28 protein-coding genes are annotated in these 26601 nt (G+C 73.3%); 18 read left to right on the forward strand and 10 right to left on the reverse strand.

Going from position 1 to position 26601, the window contains the following annotated elements:
* The first annotated feature begins 1 nt into the window (after position 1).
* The 11 genes from AC1Q5D_RS10710 (at position 2) to AC1Q5D_RS10760 (ending at position 10049) form a co-directional block, all read left to right on the forward strand.
* On the forward strand, positions 2–895 hold the full coding sequence (locus AC1Q5D_RS10710) for a phytoene/squalene synthase family protein (RefSeq protein WP_481738584.1): 894 nt from the start codon (positions 2–4) through the stop codon (positions 893–895).
* The gene (crtI, locus tag AC1Q5D_RS10715; RefSeq protein WP_481738585.1) at positions 888–2576 is read left to right on the forward strand and encodes a phytoene desaturase family protein; all 1689 of its coding nucleotides are present in this window, start codon (positions 888–890) and stop codon (positions 2574–2576) included. The genes AC1Q5D_RS10710 and crtI overlap by 8 nt, the downstream gene beginning before the upstream one ends.
* Positions 2564–2908 carry a lycopene cyclase domain-containing protein gene (locus AC1Q5D_RS10720; RefSeq protein ID WP_481738586.1) on the forward strand — a complete coding sequence of 115 codons (345 nt, stop codon included), beginning with the start codon at positions 2564–2566 and terminating at the stop codon, positions 2906–2908. The genes crtI and AC1Q5D_RS10720 overlap by 13 nt, the downstream gene beginning before the upstream one ends.
* Positions 2890–3246: a lycopene cyclase gene (locus tag AC1Q5D_RS10725; protein WP_481738587.1), complete on the forward strand. Its 357-nt coding sequence runs from the start codon at positions 2890–2892 to the stop codon at positions 3244–3246. Before AC1Q5D_RS10720 ends, AC1Q5D_RS10725 begins: the two co-directional genes overlap by 19 nt.
* The gene (locus AC1Q5D_RS10730) at positions 3243–4106 is read left to right on the forward strand and encodes a prenyltransferase (RefSeq protein ID WP_481738588.1); all 864 of its coding nucleotides are present in this window, start codon (positions 3243–3245) and stop codon (positions 4104–4106) included. Before AC1Q5D_RS10725 ends, AC1Q5D_RS10730 begins: the two co-directional genes overlap by 4 nt.
* Positions 4107–4158: 52 nt before the next feature.
* The gene (locus AC1Q5D_RS10735) at positions 4159–4719 is read left to right on the forward strand and encodes a MarR family winged helix-turn-helix transcriptional regulator (protein ID WP_481738589.1); all 561 of its coding nucleotides are present in this window, start codon (positions 4159–4161) and stop codon (positions 4717–4719) included.
* Between the two features lie 190 nt (positions 4720–4909).
* Positions 4910–5449 (forward strand): hypothetical protein, encoded by a 540-nt coding sequence (locus AC1Q5D_RS10740; protein ID WP_481738590.1) that lies wholly within the window; start codon positions 4910–4912, stop codon positions 5447–5449.
* 22 nt (positions 5450–5471) lie between these two features.
* A complete protein-coding gene (locus tag AC1Q5D_RS10745; RefSeq protein WP_481738591.1) occupies positions 5472–6821 on the forward strand; it encodes an IS256 family transposase in 1350 nt (449 codons plus the stop codon).
* A 42-nt stretch (positions 6822–6863) separates the two neighbouring features.
* Complete coding sequence (locus AC1Q5D_RS10750) at positions 6864–8195, forward strand: HNH endonuclease signature motif containing protein (protein ID WP_481738592.1); 1332 nt, start codon at positions 6864–6866, stop codon at positions 8193–8195.
* Between the two features lie 46 nt (positions 8196–8241).
* Positions 8242–9102: a fumarylacetoacetate hydrolase family protein gene (locus AC1Q5D_RS10755; protein WP_481738593.1), complete on the forward strand. Its 861-nt coding sequence runs from the start codon at positions 8242–8244 to the stop codon at positions 9100–9102.
* 14 nt (positions 9103–9116) lie between these two features.
* Positions 9117–10049, forward strand: coding sequence for a ribokinase (locus tag AC1Q5D_RS10760; protein ID WP_481738594.1), 933 nt, complete (start codon positions 9117–9119; stop codon positions 10047–10049).
* Between the two features lie 7 nt (positions 10050–10056).
* On the opposite strand, the gene AC1Q5D_RS10765 is transcribed toward AC1Q5D_RS10760, so the two are convergent.
* Positions 10057–10671, reverse strand: a complete 615-nt coding sequence (locus tag AC1Q5D_RS10765; protein ID WP_481738595.1) for a class I SAM-dependent methyltransferase — start codon at positions 10669–10671, stop codon at positions 10057–10059.
* 147 nt (positions 10672–10818) lie between these two features.
* Here AC1Q5D_RS10765 and rraA point away from each other — a divergent pair, with 147 nt between their 5' ends.
* From rraA to AC1Q5D_RS10780, 3 genes are all read left to right on the forward strand, one after another.
* A complete protein-coding gene (rraA, locus tag AC1Q5D_RS10770; protein ID WP_481738596.1) occupies positions 10819–11295 on the forward strand; it encodes a ribonuclease E activity regulator RraA in 477 nt (158 codons plus the stop codon).
* Positions 11296–11355: 60 nt separating this feature from the next.
* A complete protein-coding gene (locus AC1Q5D_RS10775; protein ID WP_481738597.1) occupies positions 11356–11613 on the forward strand; it encodes a GlsB/YeaQ/YmgE family stress response membrane protein in 258 nt (85 codons plus the stop codon).
* Between the two features lie 90 nt (positions 11614–11703).
* Entirely contained in the window at positions 11704–12354 is a 651-nt protein-coding gene (locus AC1Q5D_RS10780; protein ID WP_481738598.1) for an SDR family oxidoreductase, read from the forward strand.
* Between the two features lie 127 nt (positions 12355–12481).
* Here AC1Q5D_RS10780 and AC1Q5D_RS10785 read toward each other — a convergent pair whose 3' ends face one another.
* A complete protein-coding gene (locus AC1Q5D_RS10785; RefSeq protein WP_481738599.1) occupies positions 12482–13327 on the reverse strand; it encodes an HpcH/HpaI aldolase/citrate lyase family protein in 846 nt (281 codons plus the stop codon).
* An 80-nt stretch (positions 13328–13407) separates the two neighbouring features.
* Between AC1Q5D_RS10785 and AC1Q5D_RS10790 the strand changes: the two genes are divergently transcribed.
* Complete coding sequence (locus AC1Q5D_RS10790) at positions 13408–13704, forward strand: DUF503 domain-containing protein (protein WP_481738600.1); 297 nt, start codon at positions 13408–13410, stop codon at positions 13702–13704.
* On the opposite strand, the gene AC1Q5D_RS10795 is transcribed toward AC1Q5D_RS10790, so the two are convergent.
* Positions 13644–14702, reverse strand: a complete 1059-nt coding sequence (locus AC1Q5D_RS10795) for a GlxA family transcriptional regulator (RefSeq protein WP_481738601.1) — start codon at positions 14700–14702, stop codon at positions 13644–13646. The two genes, AC1Q5D_RS10790 and AC1Q5D_RS10795, sit on opposite strands and share 61 nt — an antisense overlap.
* Before the next feature lie 92 nt (positions 14703–14794).
* On the opposite strand from AC1Q5D_RS10795, the gene AC1Q5D_RS10800 reads away from it, so the two are divergent.
* A complete protein-coding gene (locus AC1Q5D_RS10800; RefSeq protein WP_481738602.1) occupies positions 14795–15433 on the forward strand; it encodes an HD domain-containing protein in 639 nt (212 codons plus the stop codon).
* Between the two features lie 15 nt (positions 15434–15448).
* Here AC1Q5D_RS10800 and AC1Q5D_RS10805 read toward each other — a convergent pair whose 3' ends face one another.
* The 7 genes from AC1Q5D_RS10805 to AC1Q5D_RS10835 form a co-directional block, all read right to left on the reverse strand.
* Complete coding sequence (locus AC1Q5D_RS10805) at positions 15449–16009, reverse strand: DJ-1/PfpI/YhbO family deglycase/protease (protein WP_481738603.1); 561 nt, start codon at positions 16007–16009, stop codon at positions 15449–15451.
* Between the two features lie 116 nt (positions 16010–16125).
* Positions 16126–17517 (reverse strand): NtaA/DmoA family FMN-dependent monooxygenase, encoded by a 1392-nt coding sequence (locus AC1Q5D_RS10810; protein ID WP_481738604.1) that lies wholly within the window; start codon positions 17515–17517, stop codon positions 16126–16128.
* On the reverse strand, positions 17514–18752 hold the full coding sequence (locus AC1Q5D_RS10815) for an acyl-CoA dehydrogenase family protein (protein WP_481738605.1): 1239 nt from the start codon (positions 18750–18752) through the stop codon (positions 17514–17516). The genes AC1Q5D_RS10810 and AC1Q5D_RS10815 overlap by 4 nt, the downstream gene beginning before the upstream one ends.
* Positions 18749–20428 (reverse strand): dipeptide ABC transporter ATP-binding protein, encoded by a 1680-nt coding sequence (locus tag AC1Q5D_RS10820; protein WP_481738606.1) that lies wholly within the window; start codon positions 20426–20428, stop codon positions 18749–18751. The genes AC1Q5D_RS10815 and AC1Q5D_RS10820 overlap by 4 nt, the downstream gene beginning before the upstream one ends.
* Entirely contained in the window at positions 20425–21303 is an 879-nt protein-coding gene (locus tag AC1Q5D_RS10825) for an ABC transporter permease (RefSeq protein ID WP_481738695.1), read from the reverse strand. The genes AC1Q5D_RS10820 and AC1Q5D_RS10825 overlap by 4 nt, the downstream gene beginning before the upstream one ends.
* A 41-nt stretch (positions 21304–21344) precedes the next feature.
* Positions 21345–22334, reverse strand: a complete 990-nt coding sequence (locus AC1Q5D_RS10830) for an ABC transporter permease (RefSeq protein ID WP_481738607.1) — start codon at positions 22332–22334, stop codon at positions 21345–21347.
* Entirely contained in the window at positions 22331–23995 is a 1665-nt protein-coding gene (locus AC1Q5D_RS10835) for an ABC transporter substrate-binding protein (RefSeq protein ID WP_481738608.1), read from the reverse strand. Before AC1Q5D_RS10835 ends, AC1Q5D_RS10830 begins: the two co-directional genes overlap by 4 nt.
* A 343-nt stretch (positions 23996–24338) precedes the next feature.
* On the opposite strand from AC1Q5D_RS10835, the gene hutG reads away from it, so the two are divergent.
* Together hutG and AC1Q5D_RS10845 are read left to right on the forward strand one after the other, a co-directional pair.
* Entirely contained in the window at positions 24339–25364 is a 1026-nt protein-coding gene (hutG, locus tag AC1Q5D_RS10840) for a formimidoylglutamase (protein ID WP_481738609.1), read from the forward strand.
* 229 nt (positions 25365–25593) lie between these two features.
* On the forward strand, positions 25594–26598 hold the full coding sequence (locus AC1Q5D_RS10845; RefSeq protein WP_481738610.1) for an IS481 family transposase: 1005 nt from the start codon (positions 25594–25596) through the stop codon (positions 26596–26598).
* Positions 26599–26601: the final 3 nt, after the last annotated feature.

The raw sequence follows: 26601 nt of genomic DNA on the forward strand, positions 1-26601 counted from the left end.
CGTGGATCCGTTCAGCACCTACACGCGGGCCGCCGCGCGCAGTGCGGGCACCGTGATCGGAGAGTACTCGACCTCGTTCGGCTGGGCCTGCCGCCTCCTGCCCCGGGCGGCCCGCAGCGACATCGCCGCGATTTACGCGCTGGTCAGGGTCGCGGACGAAGCCGTCGACGGCGCGGCCGCCGGGGCCGGTCTCTCCCCTGGAGACGTCGGCAAGGAGCTGGACCGGCTCGAGGCCGAGACGGTGCGGGCCCTGCGGACCGGCTACAGCACGAACCTCGTCGTCCACGCCTTCGCGCAGGCGGCCCGCCGGCACGGCATCACTTGCGCCCTGACGGGCCCGTTCTTTGCCTCCATGCGGGCGGACCTCACTCGGACCCGGCACGGCGCCGAGAGCCTGCGGAGCTACATCCACGGTTCCGCCGAGGTCGTCGGGCTGATGTGCCTGCAGGTCTTCCGCTCGCTGCCCGGCACCGCGACGGGGCGCGACGCCGAACTGGACGCGGCGGCCCAGCGCCTGGGCGCGGCGTTCCAGAAGGTCAACTTCCTGCGCGACCTGGCGGACGACCGGTCCCAGTTGGGGCGCACCTACCTCCCGGGGACGGGCGCCGACGAGTTCGGCGAGCCGGCGAAGGCCGCGGCGCTGGCCGACATCCGCGCCGACCTCGACGCCGCGGCGGCGGCACTTCCGCTCCTGGCCCCCGGGGCTCGGCGGGCCGTCGGGCTCGCGCTTGCCCTGTTTGCCACGCTGGCCGACCGCATCGAGGCCACGCCGGCGGAGGTCCTCTCCGACCGAAGGGTCCGCGTCGGCGGGATCCGCAAGGCCTGGGTCGCCGGGCGGTCGCTTACCGGCCCGGCGTTCTCCCGGCAGCCGGCACGGGAGCGGGTCCGTGGGTAGCCGCGCCGTCGTCATCGGGGGCGGCTTCGCCGGGCTGGCGACGGCCGGGCTCCTGGCCCGTGACGGGCACGACGTCGTGGTGTTGGAACAGCGCTCCGGGCTGGGCGGCCGCTCCGGCCGGTGGTCCGCCGACGGCTTCCGCTTCGACACGGGCCCCTCCTGGTACCTGATGCCCGAGGTCATCGACCGCTGGTTCCGGCTCATGGGCACCAGCGCGGCCAGGGAGCTGGACCTCGTGCGCCTGGACCCCGCCTACCGCGTCTGGTTCGGGCCGGACGGGGGTCCCACCGACGTCCGCTCCGGCAGACGGGAAGCCGTGCGGCTCTTCGAGCGCCTCGAGCCGGGATCCGGGCCCCGCTTGGAGCGCTACCTCGACTCCGCCGCGGAGACGTACGGCACCGCCAAGCGGCACTTCCTCTACGACGGATTCGACTCCCTGCGGGGCCTCGCCGACCCGGCCGTCCTCGGCCGGGCGCCGCGCCTCGCCGGCCTCCTCGGGACGTCCCTGCACCGGCACGCGGCGCGCCGCTTCCGGGACCCCCGGCTGCGCCAGCTGCTGGGCTACCCCGCGGTCTTCCTCGGGACGACCCCCTACCGGGCCCCGGCGATGTACCACCTGATGAGCCACCTCGACCTCGACGACGGGGTCTGGTACCCGCAGGGCGGGTTCGCCGCCGTCGTCGACGCGATGCACCGCCTCGCCCGGGAGGCCGGCGTGGAGGTGCGGACCGGCGCCGCCGTCGTCGGCATCGAGACGCGACCGCAGCCGCGGCGGGCGGGGCGGGGCCCGCGCACGCGCGCCACCGGCGTCGCCTACCGGACGCGGGCCGGGGACACGGTGCGTCTCGCCGCGGAGACGGTCGTCGCCGCGGCCGACCTCCACCACGTGGAGCGCGACCTGCTCGCGCCCGGGCTGGGCCGGCGCTCCCCCGCGGCCCGGCAGCTGACGGACCCTGGGCCCAGCGCCGTCCTCGTCTGCGCCGGCGTGCGCGGCGCCCTGCCCGAGCTCGCCCACCACAACCTGTTCTTCACGCCCGACTGGGAGGACAACTTCGCGCGCATCCGCAGGGGCCGGCCGCTGGCGCCGGAGACGTCGGTCTACGCGAGCCGGACCAGCGCCACCGACCCCGGCGCCGCCCCGGCGGGCGACGAGAACCTGTTCCTGCTGGTTCCCGCGCCCGCCGCCCCGGAGTGGGGGCGCGGCGGCACCGCGGGCCGCGGGGACCGCCGCGTGGAGGAGGTGGCGGACGCGGCCCTCGACCAGGTCGGCAGGTGGGCCGGCGTCCCGGACCTGGCCGGCCGGGTCGCCGTCCGCCGGACCTTCGGGCCCGCGGACTTCGTGGATGGGTTCAACGCCTGGCGCGGCAGCGCACTCGGTCCCGCCCACATCCTGCGCCAAAGCGCCTTCCTCCGCTCCGGCAACCGCAGTCGGCGCGTCGCAGGGTTGTTCTTCGCCGGATCCTCCGTCCGCCCGGGGATCGGCGTGCCCATGTGCCTGATCAGTGCGGAGATCGTGCTTGAGGCCGTCCGGAGCGGCAGGCGCCCGGGGTCCGGGCGGGGTCCGGCCGCTCCGAGTGCCGCCAGGCTGGGTGAGCCTCCCAAGGCCGGCCCCACTTCGGGCGGGGAACCCGGCGCCGGGGCCGACCCGGCGGCGGAGAGGAGCGCGGCGTGGCCTACCTAGCGATCCTGCTGTCGGTGACGGCGTGTCTGGGCCTCCTCGATGCCCGGTTCCGGCTCTTCGTCTGGCACCGCCCGGCCCGCGCGGTCCTGACGCTCGCCGCGGGAACGGTCTTCTTCCTGGGCTGGGACGTGTGGGCGATCGCGGAGGGCATCTTCCTGCACCGCGATTCGCCGCTGATGACGGGGATCATGCTGTCGGACCAGTTGCCGCTCGAGGAGGCGTTCTTCCTCCTGTTCCTGTGCTACCAGACGATGGTCCTGTTCACAGGGTTCCTGCGCCTGCAATCCCACAGGAACCGGCGAAAGGAGGCAGCATGCAGTACTGGCAGCTGAACTGCGTCTTTTTGGCAGCCGCGGGGTTCGTTCTGGCCACCGGACTGCTGCGAAGCGGACGGCGGCGCGCGGACTGGCAGCGGTGCGCGGACGGGCGGGCCTTCCGGCGCCGTGGTCTGGCGGCCGCTCTCGCCGGGACCGCTGGCGCGTTGCTCGCCCTGACGGCGGTCTTCGACAACGCCATGATCGCCGTCGGGCTTTTCGACTACGCGGATGGACCGATCTCCGGCGTGCGGCTCGGGCTCGCCCCGGTCGAGGACTTCGCCTACCCGGCCGCGGCGGCGATGCTGCTCCCCGGGCTGTGGCTCCTGTTCGGCGCGGAGGACGGACCCACATGAGGGAACTGCTGGCGACCTCCCGTCCGCTGTCGTGGGTGAACACGGCCTACCCCTTCGCGGCCGCCTACCTGCTGGCCGGAGGCGGCCCCGGCTGGCTGTTCGCCCTGGGAACGTTCTTCTTCCTGATCCCCTACAACTTGGCGATGTACGGGATCAACGACGTCTTCGACTACGAGTCCGACCTGCGCAACCCGCGGAAAGGCGGGGTGGAGGGGGCCGTCCTCCAGCGCACCGCGCACCGGCGGGTCCTGTGGGCCGCGGCCGTGTCCACCGTGCCGCTGGCCCTCGCGCTCGCGGCGGCCGGCGGGGCAGCGGCCTCCGTCGTCCTCGCGGTCTCCCTCTTTGCCGTCTACGCCTACAGCGCCCCCGGGCTGCGCTTCAAGGAGCGACCGGTCGTCGATTCGATCACGTCGAGCACCCACTTCGTCTCCCCCGCCGTGTTTGGCTGGGTGCTGGCCGGCGGGGAGACCGGGGCGGGGACTCTGGCCGCGTTCGCCGCGTTCTTCTGCTGGGGCCTGTCCAGCCACGCGTTCGGCGCGGTCCAGGACATCGTGCCGGACCGCGCCGCGGGCCTGGGTTCCGTGGCCACCGTGTGGGGCGCCCGGCGGACCGTCGCGGCGGCGACGGCCGGGTACGCCGCGGCCGGGCTGCTCTGCCTCGCAACGCCCTTTCCGGGGCCCCTGGCCGGCCTGCTGGCCCTTCCGTACGCGGTCAACACGGCCCGGTTCCTGCGCGTCGACGACAGGACCTCCGCCGCCGCCCACGCGGGGTGGAGGACGTTCCTCTGGCTCAACTACGCCTGCGGGTTCGTCCTGACCCTCCTGCTACTGTGGGCCGGTTTGGCCGACGCGTCCGGCTAGCCCACCCGACCTTCCCCCCCACGTCCGACCACCGCCCAGGAGAAAGCCGCCCATGGCCACCGACCCCCGAGACTCCCTCTACAGCCTGGAGGGGAGCGACCCCCGCTCCGAGCTGATCGAGCGCGGCGGACTGGCGGACGAAGACCTCCGACAGATCGACCAGGTCATGGCCGCCATGGGTCGGCTGCGCGGCGTCGAGCGCCGGATCTCGGAGGCGTCCGAACGCTACATGCGCCTCGGCCAGCGGGACATGCGCGCGCTGCACTTCCTCATCGTGTGCGCCAACACGGGCGAACTGTGCACGCCCGGCATGCTCGCCCGCCATCTGGCGATCAGCACCGCGTCGACGACAAAGCTCCTCGACCGGCTGGAGACGGGAGGACACATTCGCCGCCAACCCCACCCCAACGACCGCCGGGCGGTCTGCGTCGAGGTCCTGGCGGAAACGCGCGCCGCGGCGCGGGAGTCGGTGGGCCGGCACCACGCCGCCCGGTTCGGGCCCGCCGCCCACCTTTCCCGCGACGAGCGGGACACCGTAATCCGCTTTCTGCGGGAAACCGCGGATGCGATGCAAGAGAGCCTGGAGGCGGCAAAGGAAAACCGGCCGGCATAGGCGGAGCAGGCAAGGGCCTCGCTGACAGCACCTGGTCCTGATCCTCCATCGGGCGCAAGCATGCCGCCGAGTTCAGGGCGCGCTGGTCCGGCTCCGCGTCCGGCCCTCCACAGGCGCGTTTGTTGGGGTGGGCGTCCACCATCGGGTGCGTTCGGGCCCGGGGGCGGGGCTGGCGGGGGATGCTGGGGGCATGCCTCCCTTGGATGCGGAACGGCGCCAGGACGCTGGCGGGTTGGGGCCGGACGACGGCGGCGTCGCCGGCGTCCCTGGCCTGTCCGCGCCCGCGCTGATCGAGCGGATCGGGCAGCTGGGGGCGGTGCTGCTCGGCCTGTCGGAGGCGGTTGCGGGCGTGGATCTGGGCCCGGAGGAGGCGGCGGCGGTGCTGGGCGTGGTCGAGCGGACCGGGAACGGGCTCGACCGGTTGCGGGTGGCCGCGGCCGGGGCCGCGGACCGGGCGAGGGTGACCGACGTGGGCCGGCCTCCGGGCAACCCGGCCGGCCGCTCCCGGTACAAGGACACGGCGGACTACATGCGCCGCGAGCTGCACCTCGGCGCGGCAGAGGCCCGCCGCCGGCTGGCGGCCGGGGCCCGGCTGCTGCCGCGCACCACGCTCACCGGCGAGGTCCTGCCGCCGCTGCACGAACGGCTGGCCGACGCGTTCGCCACCGGACGCGTCGGGCTGGCCGGGGCGATGAGAGGGTGTCAGATCTTCTGTGTAAGTGGTGACTGATCGACTCGGAAGGAGAACGATCATGACCATGACCGAGGACGAGGCGCAACGGCGCTCGACGGCGGACCTGGCAAGCGAGTTGGAGGCTTCCGGGGCCTTGGACGCCCTGTTCGATCGGATTGATTCGGGCGAGGCGAGATTGACGGGTGAAGGCGGCTTGCTGCCGGCACTGGTGAAGGCGGCGCTGGAGCGCGGGCTCAAGGTGGAGCTGGATGAGCACCTCGGCTACGAGAAGGGAGCCGCGGATGCTGCGAACTTCCGCAACTCGCGTAACGGGACGTCGGCGAAGCGCCTGGCCACCGAGGCGGGACCAGTGGACCTGGACGTGCCCCGGGACCGGGAGGGGACCTTCAGCCCCCGCCTGGTGCCCAAGGGCCAGCGTCGGCTCGGTGGACTGGACGAGATCATCATCTCGCTCTATGCCGGCGGCATGACCGTCCGGGACATCCAGCACCACCTCGCCACGACGATCGGCACCGATTTGTCGCGGGAGACGATCTCGAAGATCACCGACGAGATCCTCGAGGAGGTCATGGCCTGGCAGCAGCGGCCGCTGGAGGCCTTCTACCCGGTGGTGTACCTGGACGCCCTGGTGGTGAAGATCCGTAGCGGCGCGCACGTGGCCAACCGGTCCGCGCACATCGCGGTGGGCGTGGACATGGAGGGCATCAAACACGTCCTGGGCATCTGGGTCCAGGCCAGCGAAGGCGCGAAGTTCTGGGCCGGGGTCTGCGCCGAACTGGCCAACCGCGGGGTCAAGGACGTGCTCTTCGTCTGCTGCGACGGCCTCGTGGGCCTGCCCGAGGCCGTGGAGGCGACGTGGCCGAACACGATGATCCAGACCTGCGTCGTCCACCTCATCCGGGCCTCAACCAGGTTCGTGGCCTACGACAAGCGCAAGCCCGTGGTTGCCGCCCTGAAGCCGGTGTACCAAGCGGCCAACGAAACGGCAGCCCGAGCCGCGCTTGAGGATTTCGCCGCCTCGCCACTGGGAAAGTCCAACCCGAACACCATCGCCGTCTTCGAGCGGAACTGGGAGCGCTTCGTCCCGTTCCTGGCCTTTCCCCCGATGCTTCGCCGCGTGCTCTATACGACGAACTCGATCGAGTCCCTGAACTACCAGCTGCGCAAGGTGATCAAGAACCGCGGGCACTTCCCCAGCGACGAGGCGGCCGTCAAGCTCCTGTGGCTGGCGATCTGCAACATCGAGGACAAACGGGCACGCGAACGGGAGAAGCACGGTACACCCCAAGGAGGAGGATCCAACAAGACCGACTGCCGGCTCGTCGAAGGACAAGTCACGACGAACTGGAAGCAGGCACTCGGCCAGCTCGCACTCGCCTATCCAGAGCGAATCGAGCCCTACCTATGAACCCCAGCCCTTACACAAAAGTCTTGACAGGCCCGGCGATTGATGGTCGCCGACGGCCTGGAGAAGGCCGCTCCCGTGGCCCGGCAGCGCCCGGAAGGGGCAGCGGTCCTGGAGACCATGGAGGAGCAACTGACCGGGCTCGCCGTGGCCGGGGACCGGGACACGGTGCGGACCTGCGTCGAGCGCTGGCACACCCTGCTGGACCAGGACGGGCCCGAGCCCACCGACGGGGTCCGCCACGTGATGCAGGGCCTGACCTACAAGGGACGCAAGTTCGGACTACACGAGTACCTGCTCGTCGTCGACGAGCCCCAGCACGAGGCCCTGCAGACCCTCGTCAACGCGGCCACGAACCCCAAGTCCGACTGGGCCAACGGCACCCCGCACACTCCGGCCCCCGGCGGACCAGCCCCAGGCCCCGCGGACAACGCCCCCGACGGCACCGAGGACGGCGATGATGTGCCCGGCCGCGACGTTGACGACGAAGAGCCGCTCGCCGGTGGGTTCCCGGTCGGAACCGCATCCGGGGCCGGCCCCGAGACCGGCGCTTCCGACGCGGAGGCACCGGCGGCCAGTGCGCAGGCAGCCCGCCCCGGCACGTCCGCGCTGTTCGGCGACAGCCCGCCCGGCGCCGCGCCGGAGACCCCCGCGTGGTTTGGCGGCAGTCCGCCGGGCGCCTCGCCCGACACCTCCGCGCTGTTCGGCGCGGACCCGCCCGGCGCCCTGCCCGGGGGTGGAACCGTTCCGGGGTCCGGACCGACGAAGGCCCAGGTGCGCCTGGACGCGCTGATCCACGCCGTGCGGCAAAGCCTGGCCACCGGCGCCGTGCCCGACACCGGCGGCATGCGCCCGCAGGTGATGGTCACCATCGACTACAACACGCTGCGCGGGGAGCTGGCCCCCGGCACCACCGGCCAGTCCGAATCCATGTACCAAGGTCCGGTCAACCCCCGCACCATCCGCCGGCTCGCGTGCAACGCCGGGATCATCCCCGTCGTCCTCGGCGGGGCCGGGGAACTGCTCAACGTCGGCCGCAGCCAACGCCTCTTCACCGAGAAGCAACAGCGCATGCTCTATGCCCGCGACCGCGGCTGCACCGCCCCCGGCTGTATGGTCCCGGCCAGCATGACCGAGGCCCACCACCTCGATCCCTGGTCCGGCGGCGGCGAGACCGACGTCCAGCGCGGCTGCCTCTGCTGTCCCTGGCACCACCACCTCGCCGAGGAAGGAGACTGGCAGATCCGCATGATCAAAGGCCGCCCCCATTGGATCCCACCCGCCTACATCGACCCCACCCGAACGCCCCTGCTCAACACCTACTTCCACACCGACACCTCAACGCCAGAGGAAGGGGCACCACCTGCGGACGCTTGAGCGCAACACTCCACGCGCCGCGAGTCCCTTGTGGTGGGATGTCCCCATGAGACTCGCGACCCTGCGCCGCCCGGGCGCCCCCGGAGAGACCTTCGCCGCGCTCGTCGACGGCGCGACCGCCACCGAGCTGTCCGGTGTGGCCGACGTCGGCGCGTTCCTCGCCCTGGAGAAGCGGGCCCGCGACGCGGCGGTCGCGTCCGCGTCCGGCTCGACGGGCATCCCCGTCGAAGAGGCCGACTTCGCGCCCCTGGTCGTGAACCCGTCGAAGGTCTTCTGCATCGGCCTGAACTACCGCAACCACATCCTCGAGACCGGGAACGAGGTGCCGAAGTACCCGACGGTGTTCACGAAGTTCGCGGACTCCCTGTGCGGCGCCAACGACGCCATTGAGATCCCGGCCGAGGAGCACCGGATCGACTGGGAGGGCGAGCTGGCGATCGTCGTCGGCGACGGCGGCCGCCGCATCCCCGAGGAGCGCGCGGACCAGGCCATCGCGGGCTTCGCCGTCTCCAACGACGTGTCGATGCGCGGCTGGCAGGGCCGGACCCCGGAGTGGACGCAGGGCAAGTGCTGGGAGGCCGCGACGCCCGTCGGCCCGTACCTGGTGACGCCGGACGAGTTCGCCGACGGCGCCCGCATCGCCACCCGCGTCAACGGCGAGACGGTGCAGTCGGACTCCACGAACGACCTCGTCTTCCCGCCCGCCGCCCTCGTCTCCTACCTGTCCACGATGGTCACCCTGCGCCCCGGCGACCTCATCCTCACGGGGACCCCCGCGGGTGTGGCCCTGGGCCGGCGCAACGAGGAGGGCCGGCACCCGTGGCTGCGGCCCGGCGACGTGCTGGAGACCGAGATCGAGGGCCTCGGCGTCCAGCGCAACGAGTTCACGGCGCCCACCGGCGCCTGACGGGGGCGCGTTTCGTGGGCCGGATCGTCGTCGTCGGCTCCCTCAACGCCGACCTCGCCGTCTCCTGCGAGCGGTTCCCGGCGGCGGGCGAGACGGTGCGCGGGAGCGGCTTCGCGGTCTCGCCCGGCGGCAAGGGGGCCAACCAGGCCGTCGCGGCGGCGCGGCTGGGTGCCACCGTGGCGCTGGTCGGTGCGGTCGGCGACGACCCGCACGGGGCGCTGCTGCGGGGCTCCACCGCGGACGCCGGCGTCGACGTTGCGCGCGTGCGGCGCGTGCCCGGCGAACCGACCGGCGTCGCGGTCATCACCGTCGACGCCTCGGGCGAGAACACGATCGTGGTCACCCCGGGCGCGAACGCGGCGCTCGCCCCGGCCGACGTCGCCGCCGCGGCCGACGCGTTCGACGGGGCCGCCGCCGTCTGCCTGTGCCTCGAGGTGGCTCTCGACGTCGTGGAGGCCGCCGCCCGGGCCGGCCGGGACGCGGGGGCGGCCATCGTCCTGAACCCGTCGCCCTTCGCGCCGCTGCCGCCCGGGCTGGTCGACCTCGTGGACGTCCTGCTCGTCAACCGGACCGAGGCCGCGGCGTTCCTCGGCGGCACCGCGGTGCCCCACTCCCCCGGCGACGACTGGGCGGCGGTCCAGGCCGGGTTCGCCGAGCGCGGCGCGCGGCGGGCTGTCGTGACGCTGGGTGCCGCGGGCGCGGTCGTCCTGGAGGCCGACGGCGGCGGAGCCGCTCCCGTGCCGCCGGTCCCCGTCCGGGCTCTCGACACGACGGGGGCCGGCGACGCGTTCCTGGGCGGCCTCGCGGCTCGGCTGGCCGCGGGCGATGGCCTCCGCGTCGCCGCGCGGTTCGCCTCCGCGGCCGCGGCGCTGTCCACGACGCGGCGCGGCACGCAGGGCGCCTACCCCACCGCGGACGAGGTCGCCGCACTTCTCGCGGGGCCGTAGCCACGCATCATCGGGGACGGCGGACGACGGCGAGGGTCAGGTACCCCTCGAACTTGGGTCCCTCGCCGAGGTACTCCTGCGTGGCGTCGACGACTTCCCACCCGCCGGCCACGGCCAGGACCAGGGGTTCGCGGGTCAGGTGACAGCCTCCGGCCAGGCGCCGCTGCAGCGGTTCGAGCCGGCGTTGCCACCTCCGCACGCGCGGCTCCGGGGCCAGCCCGTGCTCGAGGAAGCGCAGCGTGCCGCCTGGGGCGACGACGCGACGCAGTTCCGCCAGGGCGGCCGCCGCGTCGGGGATGGTGCAGAGGGCGAACGAGCTCACGGCGTGGTCCACGGACGCGTCGGGCAGGGCCAGCGACTGGGCGTCCGGCCCCGCGTACTCGACCGCCGGCCGCCCGCCGTGGCGGCTCGCGATGCCCCGCGCGACGGCGTTCGGCTCGACGGCCAGGACCTCGCGGACGGCGTCCGGGTAGAACGGCAGGTTCGTCCCGGAGCCGAAGCCGATCTCCAAGACACGGCCTGACAGGCCGCGGCAGAGGCTCTCGCGCCACGGCGCGAACACGGGCAGCCGGCAAGCCCGGTGGATCAGCCGGGGAAGGACGTGGTCGGCGTACAGGCCCATGGGCACCTCCGCGTCCCAGTGTGGCCGCGCGCCGCACGCGCGGCAATGCCGGGGCGCCGCCATGGCGGGCGTCGGTGGCCACCGGCGGCCACCCCCGTGTGACCCGCGCCTCTGGTCGCGTGTTGCCCCGCCGCTAGGGTGGGGACCATGACCGAGACGACCACGTTCACGACCTGCGACCTGTTCGACGCCGACGAGTCCCTGCAGTCGGTGTCGCTCCAGTTGGCGAACCTCGGCGGCCGTGCCCGCTTCACCGGGCCGGTGCGCACCGTGCGCTGCCACCGCGACAACGGGCTCGTGAAGTCCCTCCTGAACTCGCCGGGAGGGGGCGCGGTGCTGGTGGTCGACGGCGGCGGCTCGCTCGAGTCGGCCCTGATGGGGGACCTGATCGCCGCGGCCGGCGTCGCCAACGGGTGGGCCGGCGTCGTCATCAACGGCGCCGTCCGCGACCGGGTGGCCCTCGCCGGTCTGGACCTGGGCGTCAAGGCGCTCGGCTCGAACCCCCGCAAGTCCGCCAAGGACTCGGCGGGCGAGGTCGACGTCCCGGTCGATTTCGGGGGCGTGGTCTTCCGCCCCGGCGCCACCCTCTGGAGCGACGAAGACGGAATCCTCGTCACCGGCTAGGCGTCCGGTCGCGGCGGCGCCGCCGTCGTCCCCGCCCGACACCCACATCAGGAGACACCCATGATTGGATTCATCGTCGCCGGCCTCGTCATCGGCGCCCTCGCCCGCCTCATCAAGCCCGGCCGGCAGAACCTCGGCCTGCTCGCGACGCTGCTGCTCGGCCTGGCCGGCTCAGTGATCGGTGGGCTGGTCGCGAACCTGCTGGGCACCGGCGGGATCTTCGAGCTGAACGTGCTCGGCTTCGTCGTCGCGGTGATCGCCGCCGTGCTGCTGGTCGGCACGGCGGAGGCGATCGCCAGCCGCCGCCGCACCCGGTAGGCGACGACGGCGGCGCGCGGCCCCCTGCCGGGACGCGGACGGCCGCCCGCGGAACCCAGCCCATAAACCCCGACCCCGAGAGGAAGCACCATGGACATCGCCATCATCGGAGGCCACGGCAAGGTGGCCCTGCGCGCGTCCCGCCTACTGACGGACCGAGGCCACCGGGTGGACGCCATCGTCCGCAACCCGGACCACGCCGCGGACGTGGAGGCCGCGGGAGCGACCCCGCTCGTCCTCGACGTCGAGACGGCGGACGTCGAGATGCTGGCGGAGGCCCTGAGCGGGCACGACGCGGTCGTCTGGTCCGCCGGCGCCGGCGGCGGCAACCCGCAGCGGACCTTCGCCGTCGACCGCGACGCCGCGATCCGCTCGATGGAGGCCGCCGAGCGCGCCGGCGTGAAGCGCTACGTCATGGTCTCCTTCGCGACCGCCGACGAGAAGCACCTGGTCCCGGAGGACGACCCGTTCCGCCCCTACATGGACGCCAAGATCGCCGCCGACAACGCGCTGCGCGGCTCATCCCTGGACTGGACCGTCCTCGGGCCGGGCAAGCTCACTCTCGACGAGCCGACCGGCCGCGTGGAGCCGGTGACCGGCGGGCGCGGCGAGCCGAGCGACACGTCGCGCGACAACGTCGCTCAGGCGATCGTCGCGGCCCTCGACGCCCCGGAGTCGATCGGCAAGACGCTGAACTTCCGCGACGGCGGCCAGCCGATCGAGGAGTGGATCCGCGCGTAGGCAGGTCGCCAGCCACGAAAAGACCCGCCGCGGTCGAGAAGCCCCGGAGTATCGGGGTGTCTCGGCCGCGGCGGGTTCTCTCGTCCCGGACGGGGCGCCTCGCGCTGGCGGATTCGCTGCCCGCGGGTCAGGCGTTCCAGAGGCCGTACGAGTCCGCGAGGTCCGCGATCTTCTTGGCGCGGGCGAGGCGCGGCAGGTAGGACCCGTCGCCCACGGCGGCGCCGGAGGCGTGGGCGTCCAGCAGCTCGTGCGCCCACTTGAGCTCGTCCTCGCTCGGCGACAGGCCGCGGTTGACGTCCTCGACCTGGGAGACGTTGAGGCAGAGCTTGCCGGTCATGCCCATCGACTGGGTGGTCTCGCAGCTGGCCAGGACCTCCGGTCCCTGCGCCGTGGCGCCGGCCGGCCCGTCGATGGGGCCGGGCAGCTGCCCGACGCGGGAGGCGACGACGAGCTTGCCGCGCGCGTACGCGAGCGCCATCGGTTCCTCCGAGACACCGGTGTCCTTGCGGAAGTCGTTGGTCCCGAAGGCCAGGCGGAAGGTGCCGGGGGCCGAGGCGATGGCGGTGGCGTTCTCGATCCCCAGCGCGGATTCGATCAGCGCCAGCACCGGCGTGCCGGCCTGCAGGCGCATGGCGGTGTGCGTGACCTGCTCGGGCTTCTCCGTCATGGCCAGCATGACGCCGCGCAGGCCCTTGGTCTTGGACAGGGCGGCCAGGTCATCGGCCCAGTACTCGGTCTCGATCCCGTTGACGCGCACCCAGGCCGTCATGCCGGAGTTGAGGGCCTCGACGACGTAGTCCCGGGCCGTCTCCTTCTGCTCGTCCGGGACGGCGGCCTCCATGTCGAAGATGACCGAGTCGGCCTCGGACGCCAGGGCCGCCGGGTACTGGTCCTTGTGCAGCGCGTTCACGAGGAGCCACGAGCGGGAGAGTTTGGCGGGAAGGGCGGCCGCGCGCCGGTTACGAAGGACCATGCCATAAGCCTATCGAGTGCGGCGAGCGGCGTTCCACCGCAGGGGTTGGCCCGGCGGATGGCGCCCGCCATGCTGGGGGGATGTGGTTCGGGTGGATCGAGTTCGACCTGCTGCTCGGCGACGTGCACTCCCTCAAGGAGAAGCGCGCGGTCGTCCGGCCGGTGCTCGCGGAGCTGCGCAAGCGGTTCGACGTCTCCGTCGCCGAGACCGGGCACCACGACCTGCACCGGCGGGCGGGACTGGCCGTGGGGCTGGTCTCCGCGGACCGCGCCCACGCCGTCGACGTCCTGGACGCGGCCGAGCGGCTGGTCGCCTACTACCCCGGCGTCGACCTGCTCTCGGCGCGCCGGCGGCTGCTGACGCCCGACGACGAGTAGGGGGACGACGGCGGGGCCGCCGTCGTCGCGAACCTCCGGCGGTAGTCCGTCGGCGTGCTGCCGAGGTGGCGGGCGAAGGCGCGGCGGAGGGACTCGTCGCTGCCGAAGCCGCTGCGCCGCGCGACGGCCGTGACGCCCTGGCCGTCGAGGATGAGCCGCTGCGCCACGTCGAGGCGCACGCGTTCGACCCACCGGCCCGGCGTCGTGCCCAGTTCGGCCTGGAACAGCCGGGTCAGGTGCCGCGGGCTGACGGCGGCCGCGGCGGCCATCCCGGCCAAGCCGTGGTCCCCCGCGGGGTCGGCCAGGACCGCGTCGGTGGCCGGGCGCAGGAGGCTGCCGGCGGCGGGCCGTCCCGCCAGGGATCCGGAGTACTGGGACTGGCCACCCGGACGCTGCAGGTAGACCACGAGTTCGCGGGCGACGCGCCGGGCGGCGTCCGGGCCGTAGTCCTCCTCCACGAGGGCCAGGGCGAGGTCGATGCCGGCGGTGATGCCCGCCGAGGTCACGTAGCGCCCGTCGCTGACCTGGATCACGTCCGGATCGACCCGGACGCGCGGGTGCAGGCGGGCCAGGGCCCGGGCGTGGCGCCAGTGCGTGGTCGCCCGCCGCCCGTCGAGCAGCCCGAGCTCGGCGAGCGCGAAGGCGCCGGTGCAGACGGAGGCGACCCTGGCCGCGCCCGCCGCGAGCGACTCCACCAGGGGCAGCAGCCCGTCCGCGAAGTCCGCATCGGCCAGCCTCGGGGCGCCGGCGACGACGACGGTGTCGACGGGGCCGGCCTCGGCGGCGGTCACCGTCCCGGCCAGCGCCATCCCCGAGGACACCGTGACGGTTCCCCCTCGGGGCGAGACGAGGACCGTGGAGTACGGGTGGCCGTCCGCGCCGGCCTGGTGCAGGACCTCGCCGGGGCCGCTGACGTCCAGCATGGTCACGCCGTCGAAGACCACCAGGGCCACGCGGTGGGGTGTCTGGATCTGTGGCTGGGCGGTCCGGAAAGACATGGCGCCACCGTAGCCGACGGGGCGAGGATGGAGGGACGCTGCCCCCTTCCGGCGTCCCCGGCGGGCAGCCCCCACGACGAAAGGACCCCCCCATGGCCGAGACCATTGCCGGCGTGACCATCCCCGACAGCGCCCTGGCGCGCGAGGCGACCGAGCTGGTGCGCGACGCGGCGTCGCCGCTGATCTTCGACCACTCCCGCCGCGTGTTCGTCTTCGGTGCGCTGCGCGGGCGCGAGCAGGGCCTGGAGTTCGATCCCGAGCTCCTCTACGTCGGGGCCATGTTCCACGACCTCGGGCTCACCGAGCGGTTCCGCCGGACGGACCAGCGCTTCGAGATCGACGGCGCGGACGAGGCCCGCCGGTTCCTCGGGTCCCACGGCGTCACGGGCGAGGCGGCCGGCCGGGTCTGGAATGCGATCGCCCTGCACACGACCCCGGAGATCCCGCTGCACATGGAGCCCGAGGTCGCGCTCGTGACACGCGGCGTGGAGCTGGACGTCCTGGGCCTCGGCTACGACGCCGTCTCCGACGAGGAGCGGCGGGCCGTCGTCGAGGCGCACCCCCGCCCGGACTTCAAGAACAGGATCCTGGCCGCCTTCACCGACGGCATCAAGGACCGCCCCGAGACGACGTTCGGCAACGTCAAGGCCGACGTCCTCGAGCACTTCGTGCCCGGCTTCCAGCGCGGCGACTTCGTGGAGGTCATCAAGGGCAACGCCTGGGCGGAGTAGCTGCGGGGAGCCGGGCTAGGCCATCGCGGCCAGCTCCTCCTCGATCGCGGCGCAGAACGGGTCGAGGTCGCGCGGGTTGCGGGAGGTGATCAGCGTCCAGCCGTGCTCGGTCCCGCGCACCACGGCCTCGTCCGTCCAGTTGGCGCCGGCGTTCATGGCGTCGGTCTTGACGGAGATGTAGGAGGTCATGGTCTTGTCCCGCACGTGCTCGGCCTCGATGAGGACCCACGGCCCGTGGCAGATCGCGGCGATCGGGCGCCCGGACTGGGCGAAGGACCGCACGATGCCGGTCGCGTCCGGGTCCAGGCGCAGCTTGTCCGCGTTGAGCGTCCCGCCGGGAACCAGCAGCAGGTCGTAGTCCCCGTCCGAGACGTCCGGCAGGGCCTTGTCGACCTGGATCTCCTCGCCGGGGTCCCAGTCGTGGAGCAGCGTCTTGATGGTCCCCGGCTCGGGCGCGGCGACGACCACCGAGGCCCCCGCCGCCCGGAGCCGCTCCATCGGGACCTTCAACTCGTCCTGCTCGACGCCGCGGTTGGAGACGACGGCGAGCACCTTGCGTCCGGTCAGGTCGGCCATGGCGCAACTCCCTTCGGTCGGTGGTCCGGGTTGACGCGGCCACCATGCCACGCGACGCGCGGACGGCCCAACCCTTCCGGGAGGGGACGACGGCGGGGCGCGCCGCCGTCGTCCCCCTAGCGCGCGCCGGCGGCCGCGTCGCGCCGCCGGGGCTCCCCGAACGCGCCGCGGTAGGCGGCGGCCGGGTGCGTGTCCGGGAGCCGGTCGCGGCCGAAGAGCCGCCCGCGCAGCGTCCCGTCCCCGTACTCGGACTGGGCGAGGCCGCGGCGGCGCAGCGTGGGCGCGATGCGCTCGACGAACTCCGTGTACGTGTCCGGCAGCCGCCAGTTCATGACGTTGATGCCGTCGACGCCGGCCGCGCGCCACTCCTCGAGCCGGTCCGCGATCCCGTCCGGGGTCCCCGCGACGATGCCGCGGCGGGTGCGCTCGCGGGCGAGGTCGGCCAGCGTCGGCTCGCGGTCCGGGTGGGCCGCGCGCAGCCAGTCCACGAACCCGCGCCCGCCGTTGTTCTCGATCGCGCGCAGTTCGGTCTCCGGCGGCAGCTGGGTCCCGTCGGGCAGCGTGCCAATCGAGGCGTGGGTGAGGTAGCCGACGGCGGAGGCGTAGGCCTCGTGCTCCGCGCGGCGCCGGTCGACCTCCGCGTGGGTGGACCCGACGATGAACGTGAGCCCCTGGAAGAACTTCACGTCCCCGGCGGCGCGGCCGTTGGCCACGGCGAGCTCCCGCGTGCGCTCCGTGTGCCGGTGCGCCACCTGGGGCGTGGGCGGGCCGATGAACACGGCCTCCGCGTGCCGGGCGGCGAACCGGATCCCCCGGTCGGACCCGCCGGCCTGGAAGAGCAGGGGCGTGCGCTGGGGCGACGGCGCGGGCAGGTGCGGGCCCTCGACGCGGTACCGCGGGCCGGCGTGGTGGATCTTGTGGATCCGGGACGGGTCGGAGAACCGCCCGCCGGCCCGGTCCACGAGCACCGCGTCCTCGTCCCAGGACCCCTCCCACAGCTTGTAGACGACGTCGAGGTACTCGTCGGCCCAGTCGTAGCGGGCGTCATGCTCCACGAGGGCGTCGAGCCCGAAGTTGCGGGCCGCGTTCTCCTGGGTCGAGGTGACGATGTTCCACGCGACGCGGCCGTTCGAGAGGTGGTCCAGCGTGGAGGCCTGCCGCGCGAAGTTGAACGGGTGGTTCTGCATGACGTTGGACGTGTAGGCGAGCCCGATGCGGCGCGTCGTCGCGGCGAGCGCGCCGAGCAGGATGGCCGGGTCGTTCGACGGGATCTGCAGGCCCTCGGCCGCGTTCGCCGCGTAGTCGCCGCCGGCCGGCCCGTAGAGGCCGGTGACGTCGGCGAAGAACATGGCGTCGAACAGCCCGTCCTCGAGCGTGCGGGCCAGCTCCGTCCAGAGGCCGAGCCTGTTGAACTCGTCCTGCCGGGCGTCGGGGTGGCGCCACTGGCCGTGGTGGATGTGGCTGGCCGTGTTCATGAGGAACGCGTTGAAGTGCAGGGGGCGGCTCATGGGCGAGGGTCCTTTCCGCTGGCCCCGACGTAGACGGGGGTCGTGTGGTGGTCGCCGGTCAGGCGCTGCTGGCCGACGGCCCGCGCCCGGTAGGCGAGGGGGTTGTGCTGGGCCAGGACGCGCGCGTTGCGCCAGTGCCGGTCCAGACGGAGCGACTCGGAGGTGGCGGAGGCCCCGCCGACCTCGAAGAGCCGGTTGGCGACGTCGAGGGTGGCCTCCGCGATGAACAGCTGCGCCTCGGCGACCAGCGTGTCCAGTTCCTCGACCGCCCCGTCGCCGAAGCCCCCGACGGCGTGCGCCCGGGCCGCCTCGTCGATGGCCCGGGCGATGCGCCCGAAGGCCGCCTCCACGGCGAAGACGGTGCTGCTGATGCGCCCGACCACCTCCTGGACCAGCGGATCCCGGGCGGGAACGTCCCCGACGCCGTGTGAGAAGGCGCGTTCCCGGCCACGGACGAAGGCCGTCGCATCACGAAGGCTGGCCCGGGCGATGCCGACCAGTGCGGCGAGGAGGACGGCTTGGACGTACGCCGTGACCGTTCCGCGCACCGCCCCCCGGTACGGGGTGACGTGGGCGGGGTCGACGGCGACGTCCGTGAACCTGCTCGTCCCGGAGGCCGTCAGTCGCTGCCCGAATCCGTCCCAGTCGTCGAGGAGCTGTACGCCGTCGTCGTCCCGGTGGACCACGGCGCGGACGCTGCCGCCCCCGGGCAGGTCGGCGTGGACGCTGATCCAGTCGGCGTAGAGGCTTCCCGTGCTGTAGTACTTCGTCCCGTTCAGGACGAGTTCCCCGTCGCGCCGTTCCAGGACGGTCGCGTTGCGGCCCTGCTGGTTTCCCTTCTCGGTGGTGGCGTTGCCGAACAGTTCGCCCGCCGCGACGCGGGGGAGCCACAGGGCCCGGTATTCGGGATCCGGCGAGGAGACAAGCCCTTCGACGGTGGCGAAGTGCGAGCGCAGGGCCTGGACGAGGTTCGGGTCGGCCTCCCCGAGGTCGGCCAGCAGGAGCAGCGTCTCCTCGAGGCTGGCCCCGGACCCGCCGTCCTCCTCGGGCAGGCGGATCGCGGTCAGTCCTGCGTCGGCCAGGCGCCGTACCGCGCCGTGGTCGGGCGTTCCGGCGGCCTCCCGGGCCGGGGCGCCCGCGGCGATCCCCTCCAGCGTCGGGGCGAACTGGGCGCGGAGCGCCCGCAGGCGCTCCCCCGGTCCCGCCTGGGCGGGGACGACGGCGGCGGCCGTCACCGTGCGGCTCCTGGCACCGCTAGCCGCGGGGCGGCCGCCAGCAGTTCCCTCGTGTAGTCCTCAGCGGGATGCGCGAAGACTTCCTCGGCCCGGCCGGCTTCGACGACCCGTCCGGACTGCATCACGAGGATCTCGTCGCTGACGTGCCGGACGACGCCGAGGTCGTGCGAGATGAAGAGGTAGCTGAGTCCGAACTCGCGCTGGAGCTCGTCGAGCAGGTCGAGGACCTGGGCCTGGACGGAAACGTCCAGGGCGGACACCGGCTCGTCGCAGACGATGACGTCCGGGCCGGAGGCGAGCGCCCTGGCGATGGCCACGCGTTGGCGCTGGCCCCCCGACAGTCGCTGCGGGTTCCGGTCCGCGATGGCGGGCACGAGGCCGACCGCCTCCAGCAGCTGGCCGACCTCGGAACGCCGGTCGCGGCGCGAGAGGCGCCCCGTGTCCAGAAGCGCGTCCTCCAGGATCGCGCCGACGCTCCACTGGGGGTCGAACGACCCGAGCGGGTCCTGGTAGACGGCGGCAATCCGGTGGCGGTCCGGGCGCCGGTCCTTTTCGGCGAGCCCGCTCCAGTCGCGTCCGAGGAAGCGGACCTGGCCGGCGTCGGGCGTGGCGAGGCCGAGGGCCATGCGGGCGACGGTGCTCTTGCCGGAACCGGACTCCCCCACAATGCCGAGGGTCGTGCCGCGGGAGAGCGCGAAGGACACGTCGGAGACCGCGGTTCGCCGGGTGCCGTCGGGGTTGCGGAACGTCTTCCGCAGCCCGTTGCCGACGAGGACCGGCCCGTCGGCCGCCGGGCCCGCCGTTTCGCGGCGCCGCGCGACCAGGGCGTGCTGGCGCTCGGAAAGGGACACCTGGCCGTCGGACAGCCGGGTGCCGCGCGGCCGGTCCGTGGGGACCGCGCGGAGGAGCCGGCGCGTGTACTCGTGCGACGGGTTGGAGAGGACCTCCGCCGCCGGCCCCGCCTCGACGATCCGGCCCTGCCGCATGACGGCGATGTCGTCGGCCATCTGGGCGACCACGGCCAGGTCGTGGCTGATGAGCAGGACCGCAGTCCCCCGCTCCTTGAACCCGCCGATCAGTTCGAGGATCTGCTGCTGGACGGTGGCGTCCAGCGCCGTCGTCGGCTCGTCGGCCACGAGCAGCGGCGGGTCCAGGGCGATCGCCGAGGCGATGAGGGCCCGCTGGCGCAGGCCGCCGGAAAGCTCGCCGGAGAGCTGGTTGATGCGCTGCTCGGGCTCAGGGATCCCGACGTCGGCCAGCAGGCCCAAGACACCCTCGCGCCGCTCGGCCGCCGGCCGGCGCGTGTGCAAGCGCAGGGCGTCGTCGATCTCGCGGCCGATCCTCCGGAGCGGATCGAGGGACACGAGCGCGTCCTGCAGGACATAGCCGACCTGCTCGCCGCGGACGCGCCGCCAATCGCGCTCGGAGTTGGCCCGCTGGTCCCGCCCGGCCAGTTCGAGCGCGTCGGCTTCGACGCGCGCTCCCGGGCCGGTGAGTCCGATCAGCGACCGGGCGGTGACGGACTTCCCCGACCCGGACTCGCCGACGAGGGCCAGGCAGCGGCCGGGCTCGATCTCGAAGTCCACCCCATGCACGGTGGGGACGGCGGTGGAACCCGTGCCGAAGGCCACGCGCAGGTTCCTCACCCGCACGGCGGGTGCTTGGGCGGTGGTCATGGCTGCTCCTTGAGGGTGTGCTGGATGGCGTGTCCGAGGACGGTAGTGGCGGCCGCACTGACGACGATCAGCAGGCCCGGGAAGAACGTGAGCCACCAGGCGATGCCGAGGTAGGTGCGCCCGGCCGCGAGCATGGATCCCCATTCAGGGGCCGGCGGGGTGGTCCCGAGGCCGAGGAAGCTCAACGCCGACGCCCACACGATGGCCTGCCCGATGCCCAAGGTGGCCAGGACGAACAGCGGGGCTGCGACGTTGGGGAGGACATGGCGGCGGATGATGAACCACCGGGACCGGCCCTGCACGACGGAGGCCTCCACGTACCCGGACCGGCGCACGGACAGGACCTGGGTCCTGATCAGCCGCGCGTAGCCGGGGGCCGTAGAGAGTCCCACCGCCAGGGTCGTGGTGACGACCCCGGGGCCGAGGATGGTGATGACGAGCAGGGCCAGGAGGAGCCCGGGGAAAGCGAACAGGACCTCGAGGAAGCGTGAGACGCCGAAGTCGACCGCCCGGGTCCCGAGGCCGGCGATCCCGCCGAGGACGACGGCGACGCCCAGGCCGATGGCCGTGGCGAGCAGGCCGATCACCAGGGAGTCGCGCGCCCCGTGGACGACGCGGGTGAACACGTCGCGGCCCGATTCGTCGGTGCCGAACCAGTGGGCCCACGACGGGGGCGCGAACGCCCGGGCCGGTTCCATGGCGAGCGGGTCGCCCGGCGCGAAGACGCCGGGGGCGACGGCGGCAACGACGAGCAGGGCGAGCGCGGCGGCGGGGATGGCGACGGATGCCCTGACGCGGCGCATGGACGGCCGGCGGGCGGCGGGCTGCCGGGTCGGCGCTTCGGCCGCCGATTGGGGGGCGAGGGTCTGGGTCATGGTGGCCTCCGGGGTGGTCTGGGTTGGCGGGGGCGCGGCGCTCATGCGTCCACCAGCCGCGGGTCGGCGAGGCGGTCAGCGATGTCGCTGAGCAGGGTGACGACCACGTAGATGACGGCGACAAGCACGACGACGCCGAGGACGACCGGCACGTCGCGGACGACGACCGCCTGGAGCAGCGTCCTGCCGATCCCGGGCCGCGCGAAGACGGTTTCGACAACGACGGCGCCGCTGATGAGTGAACCGACCGCCCACCCGGACAGCCCGATGGCTGGCAGGGCGGCGTGACGGACGGCGTGCCGAAGGCTGACTCCGCTCTCCGACTCGCCCCGTGCACGGGCGGAGAGGGCAAACGGCGAGTCCATGGCGTCCCGCATGGAGCTGCGCATGACTTGGCCGAGGAACCCTCCCAGCGGGACGGCGAGCGTCAGGACGGGCAGGACCAGGCTCGCGGCCCCGGGCGCCCCGCTCGTGGCCGGCAGCCACTGGAGCGAGACGCTGAACAACAGGATCGCCAGCGTGCCGAGCCAGAAGTGGGGCACGGCCGCGGACACGATCTCGAGCAGGTTGCCGACGGCGGCGGCCGTCCTGCCGCCGCGGGCGGCCCACAGGGCGAGGGCCAGGGCGATGCCCCAGGCGGCGGCCAGGGCCAGGACGGCGAGCAGGAGCGTATTGCCCAACTGCTCGGCGAGGACGGTGGCCACCGGCTGCCGCAGCTGGTACGAGGTGCCGAGGTCTCCCTGCACGAGCCGGCCGAGGTAGGCGAGGTATTGCACGCCGAGGGGGCGGTCGAGGCCGTTCTCGGCGCGGGCCTGTTCGCGCATTTCCTCGGTGGCGTTGCTTCCGGGGCCACCCAGGAGGGCGTCCACGGGATCTCCGGGGACCAGTCGCAGGGCGAAGAACGCGAGGGTCGCGACGGCCCAGACGACGAAGCCGGAACCGGCCAGCCGGCGGGCCACGGGGGCGAGGAACCGGCGGATGGACGGGTCCGTGGCGGGGACGGTCGGAGCGGGTGCTGGTGTCGTGGTCATGGGCGATCCAACCAGGTGTCGTAGAAGGTGGGCATGCCGAGCGGGGAGAGGAGCCGGACTCCTTCGACGTCGGAGCGGAACCCGAGCCGGGTCTGTTGGTCGAAGATGGGCAGGTTGACGTACTGCGAGTCGATGAGGTGCTGCGCTTCGGTGTAGAGGCGGCCGCGTTCGGCGGTGTCGCCCGTGGCCGCGGCGCGGCGGAGGGCCGCATCGATCCTGCGGGCGACCGGTCCGTCGAGTCCGTTGGCGTTGGAGTGGTAGCCGCCCTTGATCAGGGACTCGCTCTGCGAGGAGTCGTGGGTCAGGTTCAGGACGGCCGGCGAATTCTTCGTGTAGTACAGCGGCACCGCGTCGTACTGCCAGGCGTTGCGCTTCTCCGTGAACGTGCTCGGCTCCTCCTGACTGATCAGGAGCTCGAAGCCGATCTCCTTGAGCGTGGCCTGGAACTGCTCCAGGACGGGGACCGGCACCAGGACCGCGTCCGATTGGAGCACGGTCGCGCTGAGCCGCCTCCCGTCCTTCGTCCGGTAGCCCGCTTCGTCGCGCCCCGTCCAGCCGGCCTGGTCCAGCAGGCGGTTCGCCTCCGTGGGGTCCGTCGCGAAGACCTCCGGCTCCTGCAGGTTGTACTGGGTGATGCTGCTCAGCATCGAGTTCGAGCGCTCGACGGTGCCGAGGAAGATGCTCTTGAGGGCCGCGTCGATGTCCACGGCGCGGACGAACGCCTCGCGGACCCGGACATCGTCGAAGGGGGCCCGCCTGGTGTTGAGCGCGAGGTTGACGACGTGCCCCGGACGGGAGCCGATCAGGGTGTCCAACGCCGGGTCGGAGTTGGCCGCGACGGCGTCCTGGGGCTGGATCACGTCGATGACGTCGACCTCCCCGGACTGCAGCGCCGCGAACCGGGCGGCGTGGTCCGGCAGGAACCGCCACACGATCCGGTCAAGGTACGCGGGGCCGGTGTGGCCGGCCGTCGGGGCGGGCGTGTGGTATTCGTCGTTGCGGACCAGGGTGATCTGTCGCTGCTTCTCCCATCCCGCGACGGTGAAGGGACCCGTTCCCACGGGCGACAGGCAGTTCTCTTCGGCTCCGCGGGCGAGGGCCTTCTGCGACTGGATGGGAACCCACACCTGGGCGAAGTGCTCCAGCAGCGCGTTGTCGGGCGCCGAGAGGTGGATCCGGGCGGTGAACTCGTCGACGATCTCGACGGACTCGATCTTCTCGATCGCCAGACGCGCGGTGCTGGAGAGCGTGTCGGGGTCGTTGATGTACTCGACGTTCGCGGTAATGGTCTCCGCGTTGAGTTGCTGGCCGTCGGTGAAGTGGACGTCGTCGCGGACGGTGACGTCCAGGGACAGCCGGTCCGCGGACCACTCCCACGACTCGGCGAGCCACGGTTCGATCCCGCCCTGCTGGTTCTGGAAGAACAGCGGTTCCAGGTACTGCGTGGACACCAGCGCCTGGGGCACGTTGCCGGTGACGATGGGGTCGAGGCAGGGGGGCTCGTTGTCGCCCGTTGCGTAGACCAGGGTCCCGCCGCGGACCGGCTCGCCCGCAGGGGCACCGCTCCCCGCTTCTGCGCTGTCGGAGCAGGCGGTGAGCGCCAGGACGGCGGCGAGAGCGGCTGCCGCGGTCGCGGCACCGCGCCGTCGGCTGCCGCTCACGGGGCTCAATGGTGGTCTGGGGTACGCCGGCTGGCGGTTTTTCACGGTGCTTCTCCTGGATTGCGCGTCCGCCGGCGGGGGCCGGTCGGCTGTCCCATCCGTTGTATCGGCGGCCGGAACGGCCCGGCCAGCACCGGCTTCATGCGCCGCAGACTTCCGTTGCGCGCCGTCACATGACGCCTGTACCGCAGTCGATGACGTGCGCGATGCAGTCATGCGCCGTCACATGACGCACCGCGTCCCGCACCGTTCGCCATCACCGTCCCCGTCCGCGTCCGGAATCCCGGACAGTACCGGCCGCACCCGGCTGGATCGCGCGGCCGATGCGCGGTGTGCTGGGACCATGACGGAACAGTCCCTCGATTCCCCGCGCCCCGGGACCCCCGGCGCGCTGTCCGCCGCCTGGTCCGGCCGCGACGACGGTCCCGGCCCCGAGCACCTGCGCTGGCACACCGCAGTCCGGCCCTGGGGCCCCGCCGCGGACTCCCCGGCGGCGGACACCGGCGCCCGGCCCGCGGTCCTGCTCGGCTTCGCCTCCGACGAGGGCGTCCGCCGCAACCGGGGCCGCACCGGCGCGGCCGCCGGCCCCGACGCCCTGCGCTCCGCCCTGGCCCCGCTGGCGTTCCCGGACGCGGCAGGCCCCCTGCTGGACGCCGGCGACACCACCGTGTCCGGCAGGGAACTGGAGGCGGGGCAGGCGCGCCTCGGCGAGCGGGTCGCGGAGGTGCTCGATGGCGGCGCCCTCGCCGTCGTCCTCGGTGGCGGCCACGAGACCGCCTACGCCTCCTACCTCGGCCTCGCCGGCTCCGCGCTGCTGCGCGCCCGCGGCGGCGCCGCCCCGCGGCTGGGCATCCTGAACCTGGACGCGCACTTCGACCTGCGCGACGAGGAGGTCGCCAGCTCCGGCACCCCCTTCCTGCAGATCGCCCGGGACGAGGAGGCCGCCGGGCGCGGGTTCGACTACGCCGTCGTCGGGATCAGCCCGGCCAACAACACGCGCGTCCTCTTCGACACCGCCGAGCGGCTGGGCGTGCGCCACCTGCGCGACGACGAGGCGGGCCTGCTCCAGCTCGAGCGGGTCAGGGACTTCGTGCGGGGCTTCATCGACTCGGTCGACGTGCTCTACCTGACCGTGGACCTGGACGTGCTGCCGGCCGCCGTGGCGCCGGGCGTCAGCGCACCGGCCGGGTACGGCGTGCCGTTCGAGGTGGTGCACGACGTCGTCCGCCAGGCCACCGCCTCCGGCAAGCTGGCCCTGGCCGACGTCGTGGAGCTGAACCCGTCCCTCGACGTCGATGCCCGCACGGCACGGGCCGCGGCCCGGCTGATCCACACCGTGGTCGCCGAACACCGCGCGTCCGGCGCGTAGCCCGCACCACGGCAACGGCCGCCGCCCCCTGGGGGGTGCGGCGGCCGTTGCCGTTCGCGGCGGCGGGGCGCCGGGCGCCGCCCCGCGTGGACGGGGCGGCGGCCGGACTGCCGGGCGCTAGCTGTACTGCCTAGGAACGTTGGTGACGCGCGGCGTGGGTGGTTGAACGACGAGAGCCTTTCCTGAGTCGGTGGATGTAGAGGCAACACCAACGGAAGGAAAGGCTCTCGTGTCCCACCGTAACGCCCCGCTTACTCCGGAAGGCCGTCGTCGCCTGTGCGAGCGCGTCGACGCGGGCCGGCCGATCTGCCATGTGGCCTCCGAGGCGGGCATCGCCCGCCAGACGCTGGGGCGCTGGTACGCGCGCTGGCAGGACGAGGGCGAGGCCGGGCTGCAGGACCGGTCCTCCCGGCCCGGGTCCAGACCGAACCAGACCGCCCCCGACCTCGAGGCACGGGTGTGCCAGCTGCGCCGGAAACACAAGGTCGGGCCCGTGCAGCTGGTGGGCAAGCTCGCCGAGGAGGGCCTGCACGTGCCCGCCTCGACGATCCACCGGATCCTGGACCGGCACGGGATCGCGCGGCTGCGCGACATCGACGTGGACGGGGAGGACCTGCGCGAACCGGTCCGCCGCTACGAGTGGGACCGGCCCGGGGACATGGTCCACGTCGACATCAAGAAGATCGGGCGCATCCCCGACGGCGGCGGCTGGGCCATCCACGGCCGGGGCTCGGCCCAGCACAAGTCCACCAGCCGGGCCAAGAACGCCGGGGCCCGCGCCGGGTACGTCTACCTGCATTCGGCGGTGGATGACCACTCCCGACTGGCCTACACCGAGGAACTGCCCGACGAGAAGGGCGCCACCGCCGCCGCGTTCTGGGAACGGGCGGTGAAGTTCTTCCGCAACCACGGCATCAAGCGCATCCGCAGGGTCCTGACCGACAACGGATCCTGCTACCGCTCCTGGCTGTTCAACACCGCCCTGGCCAAATCCCGCACCCGGCACAAGTGGACCCGCCCCTACCGCCCGCAGACCAACGGCAAGGTCGAGCGCTACCAACGCACCCTCGCCCGCGAGTGGGCCCGCCAACAGGCCTGGACCAGCAACGCCGAACGCGTCGCAGCCCTCCAAGGCTTCCTAGACCGCTACAACTACACTCGACCTCACACCGCACTCGGAGGCCGGCCTCCGGTCAGCCGAACCCCCGCCGGCGTCACCAACCTCGCGGGGTAGTAC

The organism is Arthrobacter paludis, from assembly GCF_056782315.1.